The organism is Paenirhodobacter sp. YD-8, from assembly GCF_056590935.1.
Genome location: NZ_CM152649.1, coordinates 563,240 through 587,112 on the forward strand (window position 1 = coordinate 563,240; position 23,873 = coordinate 587,112).

General features: G+C 66.1%; 21 protein-coding genes and 1 tRNA gene. 8 read left to right on the forward strand and 14 right to left on the reverse strand.

Going from position 1 to position 23,873, the window contains the following annotated elements; genetic code table 11:
* Window positions 1–117: 117 nt before the first annotated feature.
* From AC0QTQ_RS02775 to rpmH, 5 genes are all read right to left on the reverse strand, one after another.
* On the reverse strand, window positions 118–1,656 hold the full coding sequence (locus AC0QTQ_RS02775) for an EAL domain-containing protein (protein ID WP_480258154.1): 1,539 nt from the start codon (window positions 1,654–1,656) through the stop codon (window positions 118–120).
* A gap of 78 nt (window positions 1,657–1,734) precedes the next feature.
* The gene (ttcA, locus tag AC0QTQ_RS02780) at window positions 1,735–2,613 is read right to left on the reverse strand and encodes a tRNA 2-thiocytidine(32) synthetase TtcA (RefSeq protein ID WP_480258155.1); all 879 of its coding nucleotides are present in this window, start codon (window positions 2,611–2,613) and stop codon (window positions 1,735–1,737) included.
* Window positions 2,606–2,878, reverse strand: a complete 273-nt coding sequence (yidD, locus tag AC0QTQ_RS02785; protein WP_480258156.1) for a membrane protein insertion efficiency factor YidD — start codon at window positions 2,876–2,878, stop codon at window positions 2,606–2,608. The genes ttcA and yidD overlap by 8 nt, the downstream gene beginning before the upstream one ends.
* Entirely contained in the window at window positions 2,875–3,378 is a 504-nt protein-coding gene (gene rnpA / locus AC0QTQ_RS02790) for a ribonuclease P protein component (RefSeq protein ID WP_480258157.1), read from the reverse strand. Before rnpA ends, yidD begins: the two co-directional genes overlap by 4 nt.
* A 21-nt stretch (window positions 3,379–3,399) precedes the next feature.
* Window positions 3,400–3,534: a 50S ribosomal protein L34 gene (gene rpmH / locus AC0QTQ_RS02795; protein ID WP_076483939.1), complete on the reverse strand. Its 135-nt coding sequence runs from the start codon at window positions 3,532–3,534 to the stop codon at window positions 3,400–3,402.
* Between the two features lie 304 nt (window positions 3,535–3,838).
* Between rpmH and AC0QTQ_RS02800 the strand changes: the two genes are divergently transcribed.
* The 4 genes from AC0QTQ_RS02800 to AC0QTQ_RS02815 all read left to right on the forward strand — a co-directional run bounded on the left by AC0QTQ_RS02800 (window position 3,839) and on the right by AC0QTQ_RS02815 (window position 7,409).
* Window positions 3,839–5,239 (forward strand): sensor histidine kinase, encoded by a 1,401-nt coding sequence (locus AC0QTQ_RS02800; RefSeq protein ID WP_480258158.1) that lies wholly within the window; start codon window positions 3,839–3,841, stop codon window positions 5,237–5,239.
* An 83-nt stretch (window positions 5,240–5,322) separates the two neighbouring features.
* Window positions 5,323–5,826, forward strand: a complete 504-nt coding sequence (locus tag AC0QTQ_RS02805; protein ID WP_121531685.1) for a DUF4405 domain-containing protein — start codon at window positions 5,323–5,325, stop codon at window positions 5,824–5,826.
* Between the two features lie 111 nt (window positions 5,827–5,937).
* A tRNA-Arg gene (locus tag AC0QTQ_RS02810) sits at window positions 5,938–6,014 on the forward strand.
* 327 nt (window positions 6,015–6,341) lie between these two features.
* Window positions 6,342–7,409: a Hint domain-containing protein gene (locus tag AC0QTQ_RS02815; RefSeq protein ID WP_480258159.1), complete on the forward strand. Its 1,068-nt coding sequence runs from the start codon at window positions 6,342–6,344 to the stop codon at window positions 7,407–7,409.
* Between the two features lie 179 nt (window positions 7,410–7,588).
* Here the strand turns inward: AC0QTQ_RS02815 and AC0QTQ_RS02820 are convergent, their stop codons facing one another.
* Complete coding sequence (locus AC0QTQ_RS02820; protein ID WP_480258160.1) at window positions 7,589–8,296, reverse strand: GntR family transcriptional regulator; 708 nt, start codon at window positions 8,294–8,296, stop codon at window positions 7,589–7,591.
* A 274-nt stretch (window positions 8,297–8,570) separates the two neighbouring features.
* Between AC0QTQ_RS02820 and AC0QTQ_RS02825 the strand changes: the two genes are divergently transcribed.
* A complete protein-coding gene (locus AC0QTQ_RS02825) occupies window positions 8,571–8,801 on the forward strand; it encodes a hypothetical protein (RefSeq protein ID WP_480258161.1) in 231 nt (76 codons plus the stop codon).
* 69 nt (window positions 8,802–8,870) lie between these two features.
* Here the strand turns inward: AC0QTQ_RS02825 and AC0QTQ_RS02830 are convergent, their stop codons facing one another.
* From AC0QTQ_RS02830 to AC0QTQ_RS02845, 4 genes are all read right to left on the reverse strand, one after another.
* A complete protein-coding gene (locus AC0QTQ_RS02830; protein ID WP_480258162.1) occupies window positions 8,871–10,238 on the reverse strand; it encodes a polysaccharide biosynthesis/export family protein in 1,368 nt (455 codons plus the stop codon).
* Between the two features lie 25 nt (window positions 10,239–10,263).
* Window positions 10,264–10,911, reverse strand: a complete 648-nt coding sequence (locus tag AC0QTQ_RS02835) for a YjbF family lipoprotein (protein WP_480258163.1) — start codon at window positions 10,909–10,911, stop codon at window positions 10,264–10,266.
* The gene (locus AC0QTQ_RS02840; protein WP_480258164.1) at window positions 10,908–13,016 is read right to left on the reverse strand and encodes a YjbH domain-containing protein; all 2,109 of its coding nucleotides are present in this window, start codon (window positions 13,014–13,016) and stop codon (window positions 10,908–10,910) included. The genes AC0QTQ_RS02835 and AC0QTQ_RS02840 overlap by 4 nt, the downstream gene beginning before the upstream one ends.
* Window positions 13,017–13,144: 128 nt before the next feature.
* Entirely contained in the window at window positions 13,145–13,924 is a 780-nt protein-coding gene (locus AC0QTQ_RS02845) for a sugar transferase (RefSeq protein ID WP_480258165.1), read from the reverse strand.
* Window positions 13,925–14,222: 298 nt separating this feature from the next.
* Between AC0QTQ_RS02845 and AC0QTQ_RS02850 the strand changes: the two genes are divergently transcribed.
* Together AC0QTQ_RS02850 and AC0QTQ_RS02855 are read left to right on the forward strand one after the other, a co-directional pair.
* Window positions 14,223–15,014: a metallophosphoesterase gene (locus tag AC0QTQ_RS02850; protein ID WP_480258166.1), complete on the forward strand. Its 792-nt coding sequence runs from the start codon at window positions 14,223–14,225 to the stop codon at window positions 15,012–15,014.
* A gap of 128 nt (window positions 15,015–15,142) precedes the next feature.
* Window positions 15,143–17,206, forward strand: a complete 2,064-nt coding sequence (locus tag AC0QTQ_RS02855; protein WP_480258167.1) for a GumC family protein — start codon at window positions 15,143–15,145, stop codon at window positions 17,204–17,206.
* A gap of 326 nt (window positions 17,207–17,532) precedes the next feature.
* Here the strand turns inward: AC0QTQ_RS02855 and AC0QTQ_RS02860 are convergent, their stop codons facing one another.
* The 4 genes from AC0QTQ_RS02860 to AC0QTQ_RS02875 all read right to left on the reverse strand — a co-directional run bounded on the left by AC0QTQ_RS02860 (window position 17,533) and on the right by AC0QTQ_RS02875 (window position 21,799).
* Window positions 17,533–18,978, reverse strand: coding sequence for a mannose-1-phosphate guanylyltransferase/mannose-6-phosphate isomerase (locus AC0QTQ_RS02860; protein ID WP_480258168.1), 1,446 nt, complete (start codon window positions 18,976–18,978; stop codon window positions 17,533–17,535).
* Window positions 18,979–19,038: 60 nt separating this feature from the next.
* A complete protein-coding gene (locus AC0QTQ_RS02865; RefSeq protein WP_480259186.1) occupies window positions 19,039–20,379 on the reverse strand; it encodes a phosphomannomutase in 1,341 nt (446 codons plus the stop codon).
* A 408-nt stretch (window positions 20,380–20,787) separates the two neighbouring features.
* Window positions 20,788–21,501: a lysophospholipid acyltransferase family protein gene (locus tag AC0QTQ_RS02870; protein WP_480258169.1), complete on the reverse strand. Its 714-nt coding sequence runs from the start codon at window positions 21,499–21,501 to the stop codon at window positions 20,788–20,790.
* Window positions 21,502–21,556: 55 nt separating this feature from the next.
* Window positions 21,557–21,799: a DUF982 domain-containing protein gene (locus tag AC0QTQ_RS02875; protein ID WP_480256797.1), complete on the reverse strand. Its 243-nt coding sequence runs from the start codon at window positions 21,797–21,799 to the stop codon at window positions 21,557–21,559.
* A gap of 1,098 nt (window positions 21,800–22,897) precedes the next feature.
* Between AC0QTQ_RS02875 and AC0QTQ_RS02880 the strand changes: the two genes are divergently transcribed.
* Window positions 22,898–23,749: a hypothetical protein gene (locus tag AC0QTQ_RS02880; RefSeq protein ID WP_442772212.1), complete on the forward strand. Its 852-nt coding sequence runs from the start codon at window positions 22,898–22,900 to the stop codon at window positions 23,747–23,749.
* Window positions 23,750–23,873 lie beyond the last annotated feature (124 nt).

The following is a 23,873-nucleotide window of genomic DNA, read 5'->3' on the forward strand; positions in this document are numbered from 1 at the left end:
AATCGAAGGGGCGGCCAAAGGTCAAGCGCTTTTCCCCGAAATCACGAGGAAACCATGGGCCCGGGCCGCGGGCGGGGCGCGGTTTTCCCCGCCCCGGCGACGGTTCTCCCGCCCGGCTCAGCCGCCCTGAAGCCGCGGTGTCGCGGCCAGTTTCTCCGCGTGGCGCTCGAGCCAGGCAAAGCTTTCCTCGAGGCGCATCGGCGGGGCGATCGCATCACCCTGCACGTGGTTCGCGCCAAGCTGGGCCAGCATCGCATGTTCGCCGATGCTCGAGACGCCGTCGGCCAGGGTCTCGATGCCGATCTGTTCGGCCATCGAGATGACCGCGGTGACCAGGCGCTGCTGGTCGGGGTCGGTGTCGACATTGCGCACGAAACTTGCGTGGATGCGCACCCGCGTGGCGCCGGTGCTGCGGATCGCATTGACCGGGACCGCACCGGTGCCGAGGCCGGCCAGCTCCAGCCGGCAGCCGATCGCGCTGCAATGGTTGAGGTTGCGGCGGATCACCTCGTCATCGAAGCGCGAGAGCGTGCCGCCGCTCAGCACCAGACGCAGTCGCTCCGGCTCGATGTCGAAGCGCTCGAGCTCCCATTTCAGCCGGGTGGCCATCTTCGGATTCGACAGCACCTCGGGCGAGATGCCGATCGACAGCGTGCCGACCGGCAGGCCGACCCGCTGCCAGCTGCGCAGCGCGCCGAAGCCCTGGAAGAACATCACCTCGGCCAGCCTTTCGCGCAGCCCCTCCGAATCGATCGCGGGCAGCAGGTCGTCCTCGGTCAGGATGCCGCGCTCGCGGTGCAGCCAGCGCGGCACCGCCTCCATCCCCGAGACCTCGCCGGTGTCGGTCGACAGCTGCGGGCGGAAATGGCAGGTGACCTGGCCGGCCTCGAGCGCCTCGAACACCTCGGCCGCCAGCGCGCTGCGGCTGCGCTGGCTGCGCTGCACCTCGGAGGAGAAGGCGCGGATCGCGCTCGGCCCGTTGCGCTGCGCCTCGTCGGCGGCGCCCTCGGCCGCGGCAATCAGCCCCGCGCCGCTTGGCACCGGCGCGCGGCGCATCAGGCAGAAACCGACGTGGATGGTGGGCGAGAGGTTGCGGCCCTTGACCGCATAGGGCTCCTCGCAGCCCGTCTGCAGCCGCACGGCGAGCTGGATCAGGCTTTCGAGGTCCTGCCGCTGCGTCGGCTGCAGCATCACCGCAAAGCGGGTGCCGCCGAGCCGGCCGATCCGGTCGCTCTCGCGCACCGCGCCGCGCAGCCGGTCGGCCAGCAGCTGCAGCAGGGTCTCGTATTCGTCGGGCAGCAGCTGCCGTTCCAGTTGCGCGGCCTCGTCGCAGCCGATCACCAGACAGGCGGTATGGCGCCCGGTCCGTTCCGCCTCGCGCAGCAGGTCGTCCATCAGCCATTCGCTTTCCGGGCGCAGCGGCAGGCCGGTGGCGCCATCCCCGCCCGCGCCCTCGGCCGTCGGGGCGAGGGGGCGCGTCAGCCAGGCGACGGCAAGCGCGGTGAGGCCGATCACCAGCATCGCGTCGATGCCGAACCAGAGCCCGGCCAGCAGCATCGCGGGCAGGAAGGGCAACAGTTCCTTGCGGCCGAAGATCGGCCCGATCCGCGTGCGTCTCGGGGCGCCGCCCCTGCCCATCTGCCAGAACCTGCCCATCGTCCTTTCCCCCCCGCTGCCGCGCGGGACTCGCCCGCAGCGGTCACGCTAGGCCGAAGACGTCAGCGGAAGGTTAATTCAGCCGCGCAAATCCGGGATCCCGGGGCCTTTGGACGGGGTTTCAGGCGCTTCGCCGCGCATCAGTGCCGCGAAATCGAAGATCGAGGGGTCGCACAGATGCGAGGGGCGCGCGTTCATCAGGGCGCGGAACATGATCTGCCGCCGGCCCGGGCTGCGCGCCTCCCAGCCGTCGAGAATCTGTTTCACCTGAACGCGTTGCAGCCCTTCCTGGCTGCCGCACAGGTCGCAGGGGATGATCGGATAGTTCATCGCGCGGGCGAATCGCTCGCAATCGGCCTCGGCGACGAAGGCGAGGGGGCGATAGACGAAGAGATCCCCCTCCTCGTTCACCAGTTTCGGCGGCATCGTCGCCAGACGCCCGCCGTGGAACAGGTTCATGAAGAAGGTCTCGAGGATGTCGTCGCGGTGATGGCCGAGCACGACGGCGGAACAGCCCTCCTCGCGCGCGATGCGGTAGAGATTGCCGCGCCGCAGCCGCGAGCACAGCGAGCAATAGGTCCGCCCCTCGGGGATCTTCTCCTTCACCACCGAATAGGTGTCCTGATACTCGATCCGGTGCGGCACACCCATGTCCTCGAGGAACTTCGGCAGCACGGTCGAGGGGAAGCCGGGCTGGCCCTGATCGAGGTTGCACGCCAGCAGATCGACCGGCAGCAGCCCGCGCCATTTCAGCTCGTGCAGCACGGCCAGCAGGGTGTAGCTGTCCTTGCCGCCCGACAGGCAGACAAGCCAGCGCGCACCGCGTTCGATCATGCCGTATTTCTCGATCGCGTCGCGGGTCTCGCGCACGATGCGCTTGCGCAGCTTCTTGAACTCGGTCGAGGAGGGGGCGCCGGCGAACAGCGGGTGGATCGGGGCGTCTTCGTCGTCAAGCATGGTCATGATCCTTGCAGCGGCGGTGCGCGTCGAACTCGGGATCGGCGCCGGGCACCGGATCATAGCCGTGCCCGCCCCAGGGATGGCAGCTGAGCACCCGTTTCGCCGCGAGATAGGCTCCCCTCAGCGCGCCGTGCCGTTCAAGCGCGTCAAGCGCATAGGCCGAACAGGTCGGCTGATAGCGGCAGCCATGGCCGATCCAGGGGCTGAAGAACAGCCGGTAGGCGCGCACCGGAAGGGCGACGATCTGGGCGAGCGGGCTCATCCCTTGCCCCGGCGCCGGCCCTTGGCCGGTTCGCTGCGCGGCCGGGCCTTTTGCGCGCGGCCGGAATGGACGTCGCGCAGCGCGCGGGCCAGATCGGCCTGCAGCGCGGCGAAATCGCGGCTGATGGTCGCCTCGGGGCGGCCGACGAGCACGTAATCCCAGCCGGGCTGCGCCAGGCCGGGCAGCACCAGTCGCGCAATCTCGCGCAGGCGACGACGGGCCCGGTTGCGCAGCACCGAGTTGCCGACCTTTTTCGAGCAGGTGAAGCCGATGCGCACGAGGCCCGGAAGGGCGGTTTCCTCCGGGCTGCGCGCACGAGCCTGCAGCAGGAAACCCGAGGTCCCCTGACGCAGCGCCGCGGCGGCGCGCAGGAAATCCGCCCGCTTGCGCAGCACATCGATGCGCGGCGCGGGGACGGTCTCCGGATAAACGGAAACCGCCGGGGCGCTGCCCGCGCCCCGACCTTGTGGGTCAGTCACGGGAGCCTCCGGCGGTGTCATGGCGTGCAGATCTGTGCGGCCTTACGCCGACAGAACCTTACGGCCCTTGGCGCGACGGGCGTTGAGGACCTTACGGCCGCCCTTGGTCGCCATGCGCGCGCGGAAGCCGTGACGGCGGGCGCGCACGAGTTTCGACGGCTGGTAGGTGCGTTTCATCGCGGTTACTCCGGTTCGTTCTACGGTCGGGCAACACAAACCTGCCGGATTCGGCTGCCGCTCATATTCGAGGCCCGTGCTTTAGGGGCAACCGGACGGCAAGTCAATTGATCTGTGCGTCTTTTTCTCGCGTCGATGCGCTGGCGGCCGCTCACGCGGGGGCTGCAGCGATGCGCGCCCTTCCGTCCGCCCCTGCCGGCGCCTATTTATTCGCGGTAACAACTGGTATTTCATGTGAAATGCCGGCTTTGGTGTTACAGGCGGAGAATGAGGCCGCGGCAGGCGGTCCGCAGCGCGTATCAGGATGAAGATCAACACACTCTCCGGCCGGTTCCTGTTGCTCACGACGATTTTCGTCGTGCTGGCCGAAGTGCTCATCCTTCTGCCCGGTCTTGCCAATTTCCGCGAAGACTACCTGCTGACGCGACTCGAGCGGGCGCAGATCGCCTCGCTGGCGCTGCTGACCACCGACCAGATGATCGAGCCGGACCTCGAGCAGGAGCTTCTGAACAACGCCGGGGTCTACAACGTCGTGCTGCGGCGCGATGCGGTGCGGCAGCTGGTTCTGTCCTCGCCGATTCCCCAGCCGATCGCCGATACCTATGACCTGCGCGAATCGACGTTCTGGACCCGGGTGCGCGATGCGCTCTCGGTTCTGGCCGATCCGGAGAATCACGTGATCCGGGTGATCGGCGATCCGGTGCAGAAGGGCGGGCTGGTGATCGAAGTCACGCTCGCCACCGGGCCGATGCGGATCGCGATGATCGAATACGGGCTGCGGCTGCTGTCGCTCTCGGCGATGGTCTCGGGGATCACCGCCTTCCTGCTGTTCTGGCTGGTGCGGCGGCTGATGGTGGTGCCGATCAAGCGCGTCGTCGCGCATATGGCGGCCTATGCCGAGGCGCCCGAGGATGCGCGCCGGATCATCGCCCCCGAGGCCAGCATCGAGGAACTGCGCGTGGCCGAGGATGCGCTGGCCTCGATGCAGCGGCAGCTGACCGCCGCGCTGAAGCAGAAGGAGCGGCTCGCCCAGCTTGGTCAGGCGGTGGCGAAGATCAGCCACGACCTGCGCAACATCCTGACCACGGCCCAGCTTTTCGCCGACCGCATGGAGGGTTCGGACGATCCGGTGGTGCAGCGCGCCGCGCCGAAGCTGATGAACTCGATCGGCCGCGCGGTGAACCTGTGCGAGACGACGCTGGCCTTCGGGCGGGCCGAGGAGCCGCCGCCCAGCCTGTGCCGCTTCCCGCTCGCTGCGCTGGTGCAGGAGGTGACCGAAAGCGAGCAGCCGCCGGCCGATGCCGCGCAGATCGACTTCGTCACCGATGTGCCGCCAGCGCTCGAGATCCGGGCCGACCGCGAACAGCTCTACCGCGTGCTGTCGAACCTGGTGCGCAACGCGCGCCAGGCGATCGAGGCGACGGGCAAGCCCGGCACCATCGAGATCGGCGCGGGCGAGGAACCCGAGGGCTGGTGGATTCGCGTGCAGGACACCGGCCCCGGCCTGCCCGAACGCGCCCGCGAGCACCTGTTCCAGCCGTTCTCGGGCGGGGTGAAGAAGGGCGGCACCGGGCTCGGCCTTGCGATCGCGGCGGAACTGATCCGCGGTCACGGCGGGCGGCTCGACCTCGTGCGCACCGATGCCGACGGCACCGAGTTCAAGATGCACCTGCCGAGCGAATTCGCGATCGCCTCGCAGGAATAGCGGGCCTGCGGCATCGCGCCGCGACGGAAGCGGATCTGGCGGGCGTAACATCGGCAGATCAATCGTTTCGAAAGGCCATTTCCGTGTCTCTGCGTTCCTGGGCTACCCCGCTTGTCATCGGCTCCTTCCTCCTGATGGGAGTGACGGGGGTGCTGATGTTCTTCCATCTCGATACCGCGACGATGAAGACGGTTCACGAATGGGCGGGCTTCGTGCTGGTGGCGGGCGCCATCGCCCACCTGATTCTCAACTGGCGTCCGTTCACGCTGTATCTGCGCCGGCCGCTCGCGGCGACGATCATGGGGCTTGGTGCGCTCGCGCTGGTCGCGACCTTCGTGCCGAATCTGATCCCGGGCGTCGTCGAGGGGGCGGGTCTTGGCCCGAAGGTGGTGATGGACGCGATGGGCAATGCCACGATCACCTCGCTTGCCGAGATGGCGGGCAAGCCCACCGATGCGCTGATGGCCGAGCTCGAGGCCGCGGGCCTGACCGGCATCGACCCGGCCAAGACCGTGAAGCAGAACGCCGCGGGTGACGGCGGCAAGCTGCGCGAAATCCTCAGCGTCGCACTGGTGCCGCAGGGCTGAGCCCGAAGGGGCCCGAAAGGCCTGCCGGACGGGCGGGCGAAAAAACTTTCGGATAATCTCGATTTAGCTCTTGCGCCCCCCCGACGCAGGGGCTAAATCCCGCCGCACAGCGCACCCGTAGCTCAGCTGGATAGAGCATCAGACTACGAATCTGAGGGTCGGGCGTTCGAATCGCTCCGGGTGCACCATTTCACCTTCCGTGCTGTAAGACGACTGAGTGGCGTTCCGTTTCGGGACAGCCGCGAATGTCGCTTCCGGTCGGGGGGCGTGTCGCCTGGCCGCCTATGGCGGGCCGCGCTGCGCACTCTTCTCCCTTCGTCCGAACTCTCCCTGTGTCGTTTCCCGCATCCGCGGGGCGTCTCGTGCGCGACGCGCGGCGTGCTGCCTTAACGTCACCTTAAGCCTGCCCTCTGTACCGAGGGCCGTGAGGTGTGTCTGTCGGGCGGGGGAGCCCGCGGGGCACGGGCGCGTGTCGAGACGGCTGCCGTCGCCACGCAAGACCTGCGGGGGGGCGGATGAGCTTCGAGATTTCCGGAACGGCGATCCAGCGGGTCACGAGCCCGATCCGCATCGATTTCTCGACCGGCAACGAATATCTGGTGAACTATCCGCTCAACCTCGGCTCGCTGCGCACCCAGACCGGCACTCTGACCGCCGACGATCAGAGCGGCAATGGCGGCATCTCGGTCGGCGAGACGATCGACCACGACAACACCAATATCCCGCTCTTCGACGCCATTCCCGACCTGACCGACGCGACGGTGCTGGGCGTCGGCTACATGGGCGGCTTCGTCAGCGATCTTGCCGTGCGCTATCCGGTGATTCTGGTGCGCTCGGGGGCAAGCCAGTACCTGATCTATCCGGAGGGCGCGCCGGACCTGCTGACGCAGATCACCGGAACGGTGAACACGACGCTGCATTTCTATGCCAATGCGCAGTATTTTCCCGGCGGTGGGGTTCCCTGCTTTGCCGGCGGCACGCCGATCAAGACATTGCGCGGCGAGATGCCGGTGGAGCGGCTGCGCGTGGGCGATCTCGTGCTGAGCTTCGACGACGGGTATCGCCCGATTCGCTGGGTCGGGTCCCGGCGCCTGTCCGCAGGAGACCTGGCGATGAGCCCGCAGCTGCGGCCGGTCCGCATCCGCGCCGGCGCCCTGGGGGCGGGGCTGCCCGAGGTCGATCTGATCGTTTCGCCGCAGCACCGGGTCCTGGTGCGCGCGGCCGTGGCCAGGCGGATGTTCGGCGAGGCCGAGGTTCTGGTCGCGGCAAAGCACCTTCTTGCGCTCGACGGGATCGAGGTTCTCGAGGATCTCGCGGGTGTCACCTATTGGCACATCCTGTTCGATGCGCATCAGCTGGTGTTCTCGGCCGGGGCGGTGACCGAGAGCCTGTTCACCGGCCCCGAGGCGCTGAAATCCGTCGGCCCCACGGCGCGCGAGGAAATCTTCACGCTTTTCCCGGAGCTTGCATCGGGTGGCACGCCGGTGCCCGTGCGTCTGCTGGTGCCCGGCAGGCTGGCGCGCCGGTTCGCCGAGCGGATCGTCCGCAATCGCAAGGCTCTCGTGGGCGCCTCGGCCGGCTGAGAGGCGCCCTGCCGGCTGGGGGCGTGTCGGTCATCGATCCGGCGGCGGCGGTCACCGCACTAAGGGCGCCGCGCATCGCTCTGCTGCCCCCGTCGGCCCGCGCGCGCCGAGAACCTGCGCCGCGGGTTCCTGCGATGCGGCCTCCGTCGCCGACAGGGCTTCTTCGGGCGCGCGGTCGCTCAACGTCGGGGGTCGAAGAAGATCCGCGCCAGACCTTCCTTGGTGACCTCGATCGCGTGATCCGCGCTCATCACGATGTGACGGTGCAGGATCTCGAGCCCCTCCGGATCGCGCCGGCGCAGGCAGTCGAGCACAGCGGCGTGTTCGTCTTGGGTCTTCTGCCGCCGCTTCGGATTCTCGAGGTCGATCCGGCGGAAGAAGCGCAGCTTGGCGTTCACGTCGACCAGCGCGGTGACGGCATGGGGGTTGCCCGACATCCTCGCCAGCTCGACGTGGAACTGTTCGTCGGCCTTGCCAAGGCGTTCGCAGTCCTCGCTGGTGGTGGTCTCGGCCCAGAAGGCCGCAAGGGTGTCGATCTGGTCGGGGGTGGCGCGCTGCATCGACAGTCGGTAGGCACCGCATTCGAGCAGCGCGCGGAATTCGCAAAGACCGCGCACATCCGCGGGCGAGATCTCGCGGGCATAGAAACCGCGGTTCGGCACGAAATGTACGAATTCCTCATGAACGAGGCGGCTGAGCGCCTGCCGCACCGGCGTGCGCGAGACGCCGAAATGCTGTGCGAGTTCGACCTCGTTGATCCGCTCGCCAGGGCGGAAGCGGTATTCGACCGCCATCTCGCGAACCTGGCCATAGACCTTCTCGACCACGTCAGCCGCGCGTTTCACCGGGGCCCGGCCCTTGGTTTTCGCGGATTTCGCCGTGCTCACGGGAAACTCCATGTCTCGAAAGGCGATTGCCGATGGCGGCAGGCTATCGGCGTGGAAAGATGAGGGCAATTCAACATTTCAGTGTGCATACAGCGATGAATTGTTGCCGGTATTCAGAAACGGGAAGCGTGCCCCGGATCCCCCATATCGCCCCTGACGCGCGGCGGGGGGACGGGACGCGTTCCGGGGCCGTGTCTGTGGCCCTTTTTGTGGACATTCCGCCAATATTTGTTAGGGTATCCGAATACACACATTCATTTTGAAAGGGGCCGCAATGACCCGGATTTTGACTGCGACGACCCTGAGCCTGATCCTTGCCGTGGCGCCTGCCTTCGTGAGCGCCGATCCCGCGCCGAATACCGTGCTGCCGGGTGGGCCTCTGTCCGATGACATGGAGCAGAACCTGAAAGAGCTGACCCCGGCCCTGGGCGTTCTGGGCATCCTGATCTTGGCCGGCAATGGCGGGACGAACTCGACCACGTCGACGCCCTCGACCACGAACTGAGGCGAAAGCGCCGCAAACGGAATGAAAACGGCGCCCTTTCGGGCGCCGTTTTCCGTCGCATGGTGCGGATCAGTTCGCGGCTGCGTTTGCGCTCGACACGATGAGCGAGGGGGTGATCGCGTTGACCACATTGCCCCAATGCGCCACCGGCTGGGTCGCCACGAAGATGACGTCATTCGCGTGCAACTCGAAGCGGGTGGCCAGAAGCAGCGAGGCGGCATTGCGCGCGTCGATGTGCCAGGCGGTAATGGAGTCGTATTCCATCGGATCGGCAGAGCCGCGCAGCACGTAGATGTGCTTGGGGTCCGATTTTGCGGTCACGAGGCCACCGCCCGAGCCGTAGATCGCATCGGCAAGGGATGCCTTGCGGTCATAGGGCAGCGGGAAGCGCGACTGCTTGGCCACTTCGCCGGTCAGATAGGCGTAGTCGCGCGCCTCGGACTCGAGCTGCAGGCGGGTGTTGAAGGTCTGTCGCTTCTCGTCGAGCTCGGCGCGGCGCAGCGTGACCTCGGTCTCGAGCGCCTGCAGCCGGCTCGTGCGCTCGACCTGCTTGAAGTTGGCAAGCTTGATCTGTTCCTCGAAATAGGACGCGGCCTTGTCGAGCTGATAGGCGCTGTCGACGAAGATGCTGTCGTCAGGGGCAAGCTGGATCCGGGCATTGCCGTCGTAGAGCGATTTCAGCGGGATCTGATAGAGCTTGCCGGCGCGATAGAGCCGCACCACGGCGGTGTTGGTGTCCGCCGTGCGCGCCCCGCCGGCGGCGGCCAGCGCCTCGTCGAGCGTGAGTGGGTTGAGCGTGATCGGCACCACGGTGGGGGCGGCGACGTCGCCGCCCACGGCGACCCTCTTCGAGTGGAACTCGGCGATCTCGAGCGAGAAGGTGGGGTCGATCTGCTTGTCGAGGAACTTCTGGAACAGTGTCGCTTCGGCATCGTCGACGGTCTGGCCGGCAATCACGACGCGCCCGACATTCGGGATCGAGATCGAGCCGTCGTCCTGCACGGTGTAACCCTGGCGGGAACTCTGCGCGGCGAGAATGCCGGTGAGCTGTTCGACGGTCGAACCGCTTTTCGGCGTCGCAAGAAGCACGACGTCGCCGACGCCGATCTTGTAGCTCGAGGGCGGCAGGGGCGGCGGCAGGCGGGTGTCGACCTGATCGGTGCGCGCGATCTGTTCGAAGGCGCCGGTGGGGGCCGTGACCGGCCCCGACATCGTGCCCGACATCCCGGCGCTCTGGTTGAAATAGGCCGGCAGCTGGCGCGGCTGATAGGGGGCGCGGTTCGCCACCAGAACCGATTCCGCAGTGAGCGGCAGCACCCGCACCTTGCCTTCCGAGCTGATCCCCTGCGAGACCGACGTGGTGTGATAGACCACGCCACAGGCGGCAAGCGGCAGGGCCACCACGCTGGAAAGCAGGGCAATCGTCAGTCTTCTCACAGTCAATCCTCCGTCGGCGGGGCTGTCATCGCGCGTAGACGCGCAGGGAGATCTTTTGCGTCAACTCTCCAGCCCACTGGCTGGACTGCAGGATTTCGCCGCTGCCGGGAACGACCCAGTAATAGTTCGAGAACTGGATGTCGGCGTTGCGGCAGGTTTCGGTCATGGTGCGGGTGGTGACTGTGCGATCCCGCAGCGGCACGGTGTCGGTGCCGTAGGGCGCGATGGTGCAGCGCAGCGCCCGGCTGACGGCGTGATCGTCACCGTCGAGCAGGGTCATCACCCGGGTCGTGGTGCCGCTGCCGAGGCCGTGGATCAGGGCTGCGCTCTCGGACACGTCCGAGGCCATCACATCGGCCCCGAACCCGCGGGTGCCGACCAGGATGCCATCCTGCAGCAGCAGCTGCGCGCCGTCGGTGCCGATCCAGGTGCTGACGCCGGCGGCATTGGCGCGGCGCTGGCGCAGGAAGATGCCGATCGTCTCGGGCCGGCTTTCGACCGCGCCGGCGAGGCTCGGGGCGCCGGCCTGCCGGGCGGCAAGGAACTCGGGGACGGGGGCGCGCTCGGTCGAGCGGCCGAGCGGCAGCAGGTTCCGATACCGCGCGTCGAGCTGCGGATCCGAGGCGCATCCGGCCAGCAGCACCGCGGCGAGGGCGAGGAAGATTGGTCTCATCGCCAGAACTTGCCCCACTGGTTTTGCATCTCGCTCTCGTTCGTGCCGCGCACCTGCTCATAGAGCCGGTTCGCGATCTCGACGCGGGCGCCGCCGTCGCGCTGGATCGGCCGGACGGTCTGCGACAGCGCGCCGCGGCCCGGTTCGCCGGAGAGCCAGGAAATCGGGATCGACAGCCGGATGCCCTTGTCGAAGGACCCCTCGCCGAAGTCGTCGAAGGACACGTCGGTGAGGGTGAAGAAGGCGCCGACCCGGAAGCCGTTGTCGAATTCGCGATCGAACGAGATCGTGGCGCCCCAGTCCCTGGCGAGGTAGCGCCCGGCGTCGATTTCGCCGCGGTAGCCCTGGCCGAAGTCGTAATAGGCCGAGAGGTGACCGCTTGCCACGCGGTAGTCGGTCAGGTCGAGCCGGCTCTCGGGATCGCGCTGGCCGAGGTAATTGAGTTCGGCCCCGAGGGCGAGGCGGCTGCCTTGCGGATACCAGAGCAGCTCGCCCGAAACCCCTGCGAACATCGCCTCGAAATAGCCGGCCGAAAGCCGGCCATAGAGCGCGGGGGCCGGGCGGAACAGGTAATCGGCGGTGAGGATCGAGACGCGCGGCCCGGAAAACTTGTCGTAGAGCGCCGCATCCGAGCGGACATGCGGCAGCACCGAATCCGACAGGCGGGTCGACTGGTCGAGCGTGCCGAAGGCTTTCTGGCGCATGATCGCCGTCAGCGACAGGCCCGGGGCCAGGGTGTACTGCAGGCTGGCCTGCGCGCCGACGTCGATGCGCAGGGGATTGTCCGGGTCGAAGAGCTCGGTGCTGTAATAGGGGGTGAGCGCCCAGTCGAGCCGGGGATAGATGCCGGCGTCCGGGGCAAGCCGGGTCGGCGCATCCGCGATGTCGGCGCGCACGAAGCTTTGCCAGCTGCCGTCCCAGGCGGTCTCGAGCGCGTGCAGGTCGGCGCGGCGGAAGGTGCTGCGCGAGGTCGGCATGCCCTCGACCGCAAGCGTGATCTCGAAGGTGGACAGCGCGGCGGGCAGGGTGTTGGCCATCACCCGCGCGGCGCGACCCAGGGCCTCGGCGGTGTTGGGATAGGTCGGGTTGGCCAGCACCACGCGTGCCGTGGCGCCGCTCTCGGCATAGCTTTCGAGCTCGAGCCCCTGCGCCCTCAGCGCCTGCGACAGCCGGGGCCGGCTGCTGTCGATGTCGCCCGCCTTCCAGCCGAGTGCGGCGATGTCGGCCGGTGGGATCAGGGCAGGGGTGTTGCGCTCGATCCCGCCGGGGAATTGCGGCGCGCGCGGGTCGATCACATAGGTGAAGCCGAAGCCGGCCTGCGCGCCGCCGATGACGAAGGCGTTGAAGGTCAGGTTCTTCGTGGCGCGGTAATCGAGACCGAAATTGAGCGGCGTGCGGTGTTCGAAGCCCATGCGCTTCACTTCTTCCGTGTAGGCATCGGAGGAGTATTCCACCGCAAGGCGCAGCCGCTCGCTGGCCTGGTATTCGATGCCGCCGAAGAGGGCCGCATCGCCGCGGAAGAAGCGGTTGAAGGCGACGCGTCCGGTATCCCCGATGCCGGAGAAGCCGGGGCGATGATCGAACCGGTCGTCGATCACGCCGAGCGGGTTCGAGAAACTGCCAAAGGAGCCGAGCCGCCCCCAGCCGATACCGCCGCTCACCGTGAGGCGGTTGTCGAGAAAATGCCTGGAGGCGACGAGATATTCGCTTTCGAACAGGCCGGTGCCGCCAAAATCGCGCAGGCCGATGGCAAGGGCCGGAAATTGGGCGCTTTCCTCGCGCAGGAGATAATGCAGATCGAAGCTGCGGTCGAAGCGGTCCTCGGTCTGATCGTAGCCCCGCAGGATCGAATAGCGGAACACCCCCGAAAGCCGTGGCGTGATCTGGAAATGAAGCGAGTTGCGCGTGTGATCCTGCAGCAAGGAGGTGGTCCAGCTCAGCGTGCCATCCCGGGTGGCGGTGGCGCTCGGCATGTCGATCAACCCGGGGGTGCCATAGCTTGAGAGTCCGTCTGCCTGCGCGCCCGTGCTCAGCGCAATCGCCGTGGCGGCCGAACAACACAGGAAACGCAGGGGCCGCAGATGCGGTTCGACAAGATCAAGCATTCAGCGAAGGCAATCTGAGCAATAGTTTCAATGGCATCTCTTTTGTTTCGATAGCATGGGCGAGTTTCGATTGCGTGTCTGCCCCCTTTTTCCAGTGCAGGCCGTTTTCGGCCCTGCCGCCGGCAGAATCAGGTTCCGGTGCGTAGAAGAACGGCTTTCGCGGTGCGCAGGATCAGGCTCAAATCCGCCAGCAACGAGAGATTGGCGCCGTAGGCCTCGTCGAAACGCACGCGAGAGGCAAAAGTGGTGTCGTGACGGCTGAACACCTGCCACAGTCCGGTCACGCCCGGGCGCAGGGTGTAATAGGCGCAGCCGCCGGCCCGATCGTAGATATCGCGCTGTGCGGGCAGGAAGGGGCGCGGCCCGACGAGGCTCATATCTCCCTTGAGCACATTGAGAATTTGCGGCAGCTCGTCGAGACTGGTCTTGCGCAGGATCCGGCCGATCGTGGTGATGCGCGGGTCATTTGCGAGCTTCTGGAATTTGGCCCATTCCTCGGCAATTCCTGCATCGCTGGCGCACATTTCCTCGAGGACGCGCTCGGCATTCGGAACCATGGTGCGAAACTTGTAGCAGGAATAGATTCGACCGTCGCGCCCGACGCGCGGCTGGACAAAGATTGCGGCGCCACCATCGCGGCGAAGCGCAAACCAGATTGTCAGCATCAGGGGAAGCAGCACCGGCAGAAGAACCATGCCGATCAGGAGATCGAGGATTCGCTTGCCGGATGTGGCGTAGAACGCCCGAAGAAGGTTTCTTTTGCCCGTGGCCTCTGCATGCAGAAGCGATGGGGCTTCATCAGTCGCGAAAGCGTCTTGAATGGCCATAAAAAATTCCCCTGAAGGGCAGATAATCTGCAAGAAAATCAAGTCTTGATAAGCACCACCGTCACTCGTGTCGTGAATCAACACGGCCTGCCTAGTAATTGGCATGACCCGGGTCGCGCTTGGACGATACACGCCCCATTTGAATATTTGATAACATCGATCCCGACCAAAACTTGGGATCGAGGCCATATTAATTGCCTTGCCCATCCTGATCGCACAAAGAACGGGCGCTCGCAATGATTAACGCCGCCGGTGGCGACGCTTCATTATTTTATAGTGGACGCGAAAATAAGATACGACCAGTTGAATTATCTCCTGACGTATCGGATTGTAGCCGTGATTCGCCGGGAAGCCGAATATCGGGGAGCTGTAAGCGGGCATGCGTAAGATCTTGCGACATCTCGGATTAATCAAATCGCGCCCCGTCCTGCGGCAGCTCCCCCGGCAGATGCCCGCCTTTCCGCCGCCGCGCCCCGAGACGACACTCGCGGTGATCGGCGATGTGCATGGCGAGTTCCTGCTGTTCGAGCGTCTGCTCGCCCGGCTCCGGCGGGAGGCGCCCGAGGCACGGCTGATCTGTGTCGGCGACCTGATCGACCGGGGAGAGGCCAGCGCGGAGGTGTTGCGCCTTGTTCATGCGCGGCGCGATGACATCACCGTCGTCATCGGGAATCACGAGGAGATGCTCTTGCGGTTCCTCGAGGCGTCCGACGCAGAGATCGAGCCTGCGCTGACGCGCTGGCTGCGCAATGGCGGCCTGCAGACCCTGGCGAGCTTCGGCATTTTCGCGCCCGGCGCCGCGCCCTCACGTGCCGAGTGCCTGGACCTGCGGGGTTGTCTGCACCGCGCGCTCGGGGTGGAGCTGGAGCGCTGGCTGCGGCACCTGCCGCAGCTTGTGGTCAGCGGAAACGTCGCGGTGACCCATGCCGGTGCGGACCCCTGGCGGCCGATTGCCCAGCAGAGCGGCGAGGCGCTGACCTGGGGCTGTCCGGATTTCGGGCATCGCCGACGCACCGACGGACTTTGGGTGGTGCACGGCCACAACATCGTTCCGAAGCCGGTTGCGGCGGATGGAGTAATCTCTGTCGATACCGGCGCTTTCGCAGGCGGGGCGCTGAGTGCTGCAATCATTTCGGGCGGCGGTGTTCACTTCTTAAGCGAATTTCTTTGATCCGGTTGCAATCTTCAGCTTTGGGCTGCACAAATTGAAGGGATTACACCGCTTTCATCCCGATGATGTCGGGAAATTTTGATCCAAAACATGATGGCCTCGGCAGAATGAATATGAATAGAATTCCCATGGCTGATGTGCGAGCCGACGGCGGTGATGACGCAATCGATCTGGCGCAATTGTTTCAGTCTCTGCGCGCGGGCTGGCGGGTGATTGCCGCCGTGACCGTTCTGATGATCGGTCTTGGCCTGATCTATGCCTATGGCCTCGCGACGCCGATTTATACGGCCCAATCGGTGGTGGTGCTCGACACGCGCAAGAACCAGGTCGTTGATTTGCAAGGCGTGATGAGCGGAATTACCGGTGATTCCGACGAGCTGAATACCGAGGTCGAGGTGCTCAGATCGCGCGGCCTGGCCGAAAAGGTCGTGGATGAGACCAATCTCGCCGCCGATCCGGAATTCAATACCGCGCTTCGTCCGCCATCGCTGCGAGCGCGTCTCAAGGGGCTGTTCGGGGCGCAGATCCAGACCGAGACCTCGAAGGCGGGGGTGGTGGATGCGCTGCTCGACCACCTTTCGGTGCGCAATGTTCCCTCGAGCTATGTCTTCGAGATCGCGGTCCAGTCGCAAGATCCGCAAAAGGCCGCGATGATCGCCGACGCGATCGCCAAGCGATACATTCTCAATCAGATCGAGGTGAAGTTCGATGCCACGGAGCAGGCGACGGCCTGGCTGACGAATCGTGTTGCCGAATTGAAAAGCGATCTCGAGGCGGCCGAGGAGAAGGTGAAAGCCTTCAATTCGGCGACCACGCTCGTCTCGCCCGAGATGCTGGCCTCGCTGGAAGTGCAGCTGAAGGATATCCGTGAGCGAATCGGGCAGGGCAAGGCGCAGGAGGCGGCGGCGCAGGCGCGCGTGGCGCAGCTGAAGGCTGCCGACACGCCCGAGGCGAAGCTTGCCGCGGCGCAGGACATTGTGCTGACGCGACAGGCGGCGGGCAGCGTCGAATTCGACGCGCGTTTCGCCCAGGTGCTGGCCCGCGCCGAACTCGACGCTGCCCGGGCGACCGATCAGCGTGCCGCGTTGGAGCGGTCTTTGGAGACGATGAGCGGGCAGATCGCGAAGCAGGGGGACGACATGATCCAGCTGCAGCAGCTCACCCGCGAGGCCGAGGCGAGCCGCACGCTCTATGAATACTTCCTGGGCCGTCTGAAGGAGACCTCGGCGCAGCAGGGCATCCAGCAAGCGGACAGCCGCGTGCTGTCGATGGCCGTCGTTCCCGGGGCTCCGACCGCCCCGCGCAAGAGCCTGATCGTCGCGATGTGTGTTGCGCTCGGCTTTCTCGTCGGGGTCGGGCTCGTGCTGGTGCGCGAGGCGCTGAACAGCGGTTTCCGGACGGCACGCCAGCTCGAGGAAGAGACCGGTGTGGTGGTGATGGGCCAGATCCCGATCATCCCCGGCAAGGAGCGCGCGGAAATCCTGGCCTATCTGGCAAGCAAGACCTCTTCGGCGGCGGTGGAGGCGGTGCGCAACCTGCGCACCTCGGTGCTGCTTTCGAATGTCGACCATCCGCCGCAGGTGATCGTCTCGACCTCCTCGATCCCGGGCGAGGGCAAGACGACGAACTCGCTGGCGCTTGCGATGAACCTCGTGGGCATCGGCAAGTCTGTCCTGCTGATCGAGGGCGACATCCGCCGCAACACGCTTGGGCAGTATTTCCCGGCGCAGGCGCAGAAGGCCAAGGGGCTGGTCTCGGTCCTGTCGGGCGAGGCGACGCTGGAAGAGGCGATCCTGCGCCCGGCCGAGCTGGGGATTTCGGTGATCATGGGGGAACGGTCCGCAATCAATGCCGCGGATCTCTTCATGTCGGACGCCTGGCACGAGTTCGTCCGGAAGGTGCGTTCGCTCTACGATTACATCATCATCGACACGCCGCCGGTTCTGGTCGTGCCGGATGCGCGCATCATCGCCCAGCAGGCGGATGCGGTGCTGTTTTCGGTGAAGTGGAATGCCACCAGCCACGGGCAGGTGCACGAGTCCTTGCAGATGTTCGAGACGCTGCAGCTGAAGGTCTCGGGGCTGGTGCTCAGCCAGATCGACGGGGCGCAGATGAAACGCTATGGCTATGGCGGCAAGTATGGCGGCTATGGTGCCTATTCCGCCTATGGATCGAAATATTACAACGGCTGAGGCATTCAGGCCGCGCGCCTGTGCGATCGCTGATCCGGAGGGATCTTTCCCGCGAAGTCGAGGCTGATTATCGTCGCGTTTTCCTGCCGTCGATCCTGCGCGGGTCAATCCGGTGGCATCGGATTTTTCGACCGGGAAAACAGATCGGGTCGCATGGAGATATCAGGCCGATGCCGGCCTGATATTTTCTAATCAATTTTTATCCAATATCCTGAAGACAGGAACTCTCCGGTCTTTTCAATGGCGGGGCCGGAGATACCCCATAATTCGGATGGCCCGGTGGCGCATTGTTGCCGGCCCAATAGGCAGAGCCATTTCCCGCTCGGCTATCCGCGTTCGCCCTGCCCGCGTGCATACATGTCGTCGTAGCGCACGATGTCATCCTCGCCGACATAGGCGCCGGTCTGGACCTCGATCAGCACCATCGGCACCCGGCCCGGGTTTTCCAGCCGGTGCTTGATCCCGAGTGGCACGAACACGCTCTCATTTTCAGAGACCAGATGCACCTGATCGCCCACCGTCACCTGTGCGGTGCCCTCGACCACGATCCAGTGCTCGGCGCGGTGGAAGTGGCTTTGCAGGCTGAGCCGCCCGCCGGGGTGGACATGGATGCGTTTGACCTGGAAGCGCGGCCCGGTGACGAGGCTTTCGAACCAGCCCCAGGGCCGGTGGTCCTTGGGGAAATGGGTGGCCTGCCGGGCCTCTTTCGCCTTGAGAGCGGTGACGGCCCTCTTGACCTGCTGCGCCTCGCGCATGTCGGCGATCAGCACGGCATCCGACATGGCAATGGCCATGATCCCTTCAAGGCCGATGCCGACCACCTCCAGCTGCTCGCTTTCCGAGCGCAGCAGCGTGTCGCGGCAGTCGATGGCCGTCGCGCGTGCGCCGGCAACCACACCATCGGCGTCGGGCTCCATCTCGCGCCAGACCGAGTCCCAGCCGCCGAGGTCCGACCAGCGCCCCGTGAAGGGCACCACCGCAAGATTGCGGGCCTTTTCCATCACCGCGTAGTCGATCGAGATCTCTTCCACCGTGGACCAGGGGGCAGGGGCGAGACGCAGGAAGCCGAGGTCGGCCTGGGCGGCCGCGACGGCGGCCCTGGTCGGCTCGACGAGCGCCGGCGCATGAGTCTCGAAAGCGGCGATGATGTCGCGGGCGGCGAACAGGAAGATCCCGGCGTTCCAGAGGTAATTGCCCGCGGCGAGCATCCCGGCGGCGCCGCTCGCATCGGGTTTCTCGACAAAGCGCGAGAGCGCGATGGGGGCGCCGCTGCCGTCGGGCTGGGTGGAGAGTTCGAGGTAGCCATAGGCCGTCTCGGGGCGGTCGGGGGAGATGCCGAAGGTGACGAGCTTGCCCTCGGCCACGGCCTCGAGGCCGCGGGTGACGGCGTCGTGGAATGCCGCGCTGTCGGGAATGTCGTGGTCGGAGGGGGCAACGAGGAGCACGCCGTCGGGATCGGTGGCGGCGACATGAAGGGCGGCGGCAAGCACGGCGGGGGCGGTGTTGCGGCCTTCCGGCTCGATCAGGATCGGGCCGGGGTCAATGCCGGCTTCGGCAAGTTGCTCGGTGACGATGAAGCGGAAATCGGCGTTGGTGAGCACCAGCGGCGGTGCGAAGGTCAGGCCGTTGGCGCTGGTCAGGCGGCGGGCAGAGGCCTGAAACGGGGTCTGGGCGCCAAGGAGGTTGACGAACTGCTTGGGGTAGCTCTTGCGGCTGAGGGGCCAAAGGCGGGTGCCGGAGCCGCCCGAGAGGATGACAGGGGTGATTTTCATTGCGTGGGTTCTCCGGGAAAGAGGGGCGGAAACGCAGGAAACACTCGTGATGGTAAGGGGTTACGGTGCAATTTCCTCCGCGACACGGGGCAGCCAGCGTGCAAGCAGGAGCTGCGCGGCCTCGGGGCTGTCGGCCTCGGTGTAGACGCGGAACTCGGGCGCGTTGCCCGAGGGGCGCAGATGGACGATGTCTCCGGTCGCGAAGGTCAGCCGGAGCCCATCGGTGGTGTCGACCGCAGCAATCTGGCCGGCCTCGGCAAAGAAGGCGGTGCGGGCGTCGGGCGTCGCCGCGAGCCGGTCGAGCAGGGGCGCTGACACGGTGGTCGGGATGCCCCTGAGCCGGTCGGCGGCGGTAAAGCGCGCGGGCAGCTTCGCCACCGCTTCGGCCAGGGTCTCGCCAGCGCGATGGGCGGCGACGAGCGGCGCGAGAATCGGCAACAGGCTGTCGCGGGTCATCAGGGGCGCGAGGTGGCCGTTGCCGGTCGCGGCGGCAAAGCCGAGCAGGAAGCCGCCATTGGCCTCGAAGCCGACCACCCGCGCCGCGGGGGAGGCGGCCAGGAGGTCCGTCATGCCGGCAACCACGAAGGGCGAGCCGATCCGGGTCAGGACGACGCGGGGGAAGAGCCCTGCCGAGACCATGGTGTTGGAAGAGACCGGGGTGACGACGCTTTCGGCGCCCAGGGCGCGGGCGGTGAGCACGCCGAGGACGTCGCCGGCCAGCGTCGCGCCTGTCGCGTCGGTGACCATGGGCCGGTCGGCGTCGCCATCGGTCGAGACGATCGCATCGAGACGATGGCTGGCGCACCAGGCGGCGAGCTGGGCGCGGGTCCCGGGATCGACGGCCTCGGTGTCGACCGGGATGAAGGTGTCCGATCGCGCGAGCGGCACGGCCTCGGCGCCGAGCGCGGCGATCACCTCGAGGAGGAGGTCGCGCGCGACCGAGCTGTGCTGATAGATGCCGATGCGCAGACCGGCCAGCGCGCCCGGACCGAAGGCGCCGGTGTAGCGATCGGCATAGGCCGCGAGCGCATCGCGCTGTTCGTCGGTTCCGGCCCCTGGGGAGGGGACGCAGTTGCCGGCATGGGCGATCTGGATGGCGGCTTCGTCCTGCTTGGTGATCTCGCCGGCCGGCGTGTAGAATTTCAGCCCGTTGCGATCTGCGGGAATGTGGCTGCCGGTGACCATGATCGCCGACGCCCCTTCGGCGGCCAGCGCGAGCGCGGGGGTGGGCAGCACACCGCAGTCGATCACCGCAAGGCCCGCGGCGCGCGCGGTCGCGCGCACCTGTTCGGCGATGGCGGCGGAAGAGGGGCGCAGGTCGCGCCCGACGAAAATCAGGCCGGGTGGCGGGCAGGCGACAAGGAAGGCGTTGGTCCATGCCGCCACCGCGTGCGGCGTCATCTCGGTCACGAGCCCACGGAGCCCGGATGTGCCAAAAACCAATGACAAAGAATTCTCCAATAAAATTGGGATCACTGTGGGGGGTGCATGTGAAACGGTCAACACAATCTGCGACCGCGCCGGCATTTTCGGCGTGTCCTGCCCCGGGGGCAGCAGAATCGGAGGTCGCTGCCGGTTTTGGGGGCTGAGACATCGCGACGCTCCGCCGCGCCCGGGGGAAACGGCATGTCCTTTTCCGGCTGCGGGCGGCCGGCCTCTTCCGGCAGGGAAAACCGGATTGCGGGCCGCATGGGCCAGGGCATGACGGTGCCGGAACGGGTCACGCCCCCGCCGGCGCGAGGGGTGCATGTGGGCGAAATGGCGATGAGCCAGGCAGGGGATGCGCCGGTTGCGGCGGAACCGCCGCGCTCAGATCTCTGCCGGGACGAGGCGGCTCTTCTCGGTGTTCAGAAGCTGTTCGACCTGTGCCATCACGTCAGCGGGGGGCAGGCCCGGCGGGATCGGCGGGAAATAGGAAACGACGATCGTGCCGCCCCGCTTTGCGCCTTTGCCCCAGAAGCAGCCGGCATTGTGCACCACCGGAACCACCGGCAGATCGAGCTTGCGATAGAGCGCGATCAGCCCGGGCTGGAACTTGCGTTGCTCATGCACGCCGATGCGGGTGCCTTCGGGGAAGATCAGGATCGAGCGACCGCGCGCCACCTCCTGCCGCGCCTCGGAGATCATCGCCGCCATTGCCCGGCCACCGCCGCTGCGGTCGATCAGGATCATCGGCGCATGGCTGAGGAACCAGCCGAAGACCGGGATCCTGCGCAGCTCCTGCTTGGCGATGATGCAGACGTCGGGGACCAGCTGGTTGAACGCGAGGGTTTCCCAGGTGGACTGGTGGTTGCAGACATAGATGCAGGGGGCATCGAGATGCTTGTTCTCGATGCCCTCTTCGCGCAGGCACAGCCCGAGGATGCGGTGCGACAGGCCCAGCACGCCGCTGGTCCAGAAGCGGATCGCGGCGCGGGTGAGGCCGGGGCGCTGCAGCAGCGCAAGGGCCGGGATGAAGGGGCTCTGCAGCAACGTCCAGAGCCCGAAAAACACGTCGAAAAGTCTCGATCGGACGATCAGCATCCTTGGCCTTGTGCTCCTTGGCATCAGCCTGCAGTCGGGTGAGCCCCGGCCGCCATCAGGCGGCGAGGGGCAGGGTCTGGCGGTGCTGCGGCACGAAGCCGGCGCTGCGGGCGGCATGCAGGAAGGCGTGGCGCGCCTCGCTGACCGAGCCCAGACAGTCCATCGCAGCCTCGAGACGGCCAAGCGCATGCTGGCGCGCCGCGTCAGCGACGGGCCACTTCTTGCGCAGCCAGTATTGCGCCTGTTCGATCGTGCTGAACTTCTGCACGTCGCCTTCCGGCGAGATCACGAGAGACATGGGTTCACCCCAGTAGATTTCGATCAAGATATTGGTCTTTCTTGGAAAACGTGAGGGCACTCGGCAAAGCCGGTGTTCCTCTCACGGCAGGCGTGTCGGTCGCGGGGCCGATCGCGCCAGGTTGATTTGTGCGGCATCGGCTCTGGCCGCGCGCTGCGCATGCCAGGAAGCCTGCCCATGTGGTCAGGCGCGACGTCGGGCGTTGCAAGCTGACCTGTGCCCGGTGGCACGTTCGGCTTGCCTGCCTGCCGCGGCAGGGACGAGCCCATCCCGTCTGTCGACCGCCGCTGCGGTTCGGACGTGTTGTGTGGTGGTCTGGTCGACCTGTTTCACGCTGGCCGGATCGGTCATCGTGCGTTCCTTTCCGAAGTGCCGCCCACAGGATGCGGGGGGCCGGGCAAAGCTCAAGATCGTCGCTGAGCCGGAAGGAACAGGGTCCGAGAAGAAGAGATGCAGGTTCTAGATAGGGGCTCGCCCCATGAATTGCGAGAAAATAAAGCACCCCCGCAGACAGGTTCGGGCAACCCTTTCCTGCCAAAGGAGATTATCTTGAAGGTCCCGTCGCGCGGATCATCCGGCGAGCCCCTTGCGTCGGCATTCTTGCGCTTGTCGGGGCCCTCCGCCGCTCCCGCCTTTCCCCGGAACTTGAGGCGGTGGCTTCGAGCCGCGCTCCATGGCTGAGCGGCAAGCGCCACCGGCTCGGGCGCAGCCGCGCAGGAGGCGGAGCCGTCCGCTGCTGAGCGGCCGGACGAATGCGGGGGGGGGGCGGGAGCGGGAAAAATGTGCGCCGTTGCCACCATGTCACGCTGTGTGGAACAGGGCAGGCACGGAACGAGAATGTTGCCGCGCGCGCCACCGGGCTTTTCCGCCGCGCGCTGCCTGTCTCGTAACTGCTTGAAAAGTCTTGGAGGCGGGTACCGGAATCGAACCGGTCTTCACGGATTTGCAATCCAACAGGTTCAATTATGAATTCAATGACTTAGAAGGTAAAAAGTATCAGGACAAAGGCCGAACGCCTTGTGAACATGATACCCTTCTTTTCCGCCCGTTTTCAGTCTCGCGCGGCCTCCCCGGCTTCACCGTGGTGAGGTGGCAGCAATGAGCCGGCACAGCTTCGACCCTGAGATTGCAGCCCTGGTGGGGGTCAACTCCGCCATACTCTATCAGAACCTGTGCTACTGGATCGAGAAAAACGAAGCCAATGGGCACAATTTCAAAGAGGGGCGATATTGGACCTACAACTCGATAGCGGCCTTCGCCAAACTCTTCCCTTATTTCTCCGAGAAGCAGATCCGGACGGCTCTCGACAAGCTGCTCGACGCCGGGTTGATCCTGAAGGGGAACCACAGCGAAGACAGGTATGATCGCACCGCGTGGTATGCCCTTGCCGATACGACTTGCCCTTCCGGGCAGATCGAGCTGCCCGGAAGGGAGAGTGAGGGATTTGCCCCAAATGGCAAAGGGAATGCCCTCGGAGGCAAATCTCTAGAGAACAGATATAACCCAGATACAAACCCAACTTCCTCGCCCGGCAGCGCGGCGACGGAGGCGGATCTGGATTTGATCTGGGCGGCTTACCCCGATGATCGTCGCCGGGATCGGGCGGTGTGCTCGCGGCTCGTGACGGAGGCCTTGCAGGAGGTTTCGCACGCTGAACTGCTCGCTGCCGTGAAAGCCTATGCAGCCGAGAGTGAAGGTTTCACGCGGTCGAAGGTCAGCTTCAGCGACAATTGGCTGCGGGACGGGAAATGGCGGCGCTATGTCAGTGACGCCCGGTCGCGGCGCGCCACGCGTGAGGCGTCGCTCGCAGAGACGCTGACCCGGATTGCGTCCTGGGTGAAATCCGGCAGCGACCTGTGCCGCCTCATCTCGCAAGATCAGATTTCAATGGCTCTCGAACGTGGTCTGGTGACGCGTGAAGAGGTGAACGCAGCGGGGTTCAAGCGATGATCCCGATCTGTCTGGTTGCTTTGGTCGCCGGAAATGCCCTGCTGAACGGCGTCGCCCTCTTCGCAAAACCCGACCGGAGCGCCCGTCACAAGGCTGGCGAAGGTCGGGTTTTGCAGCCGCCATT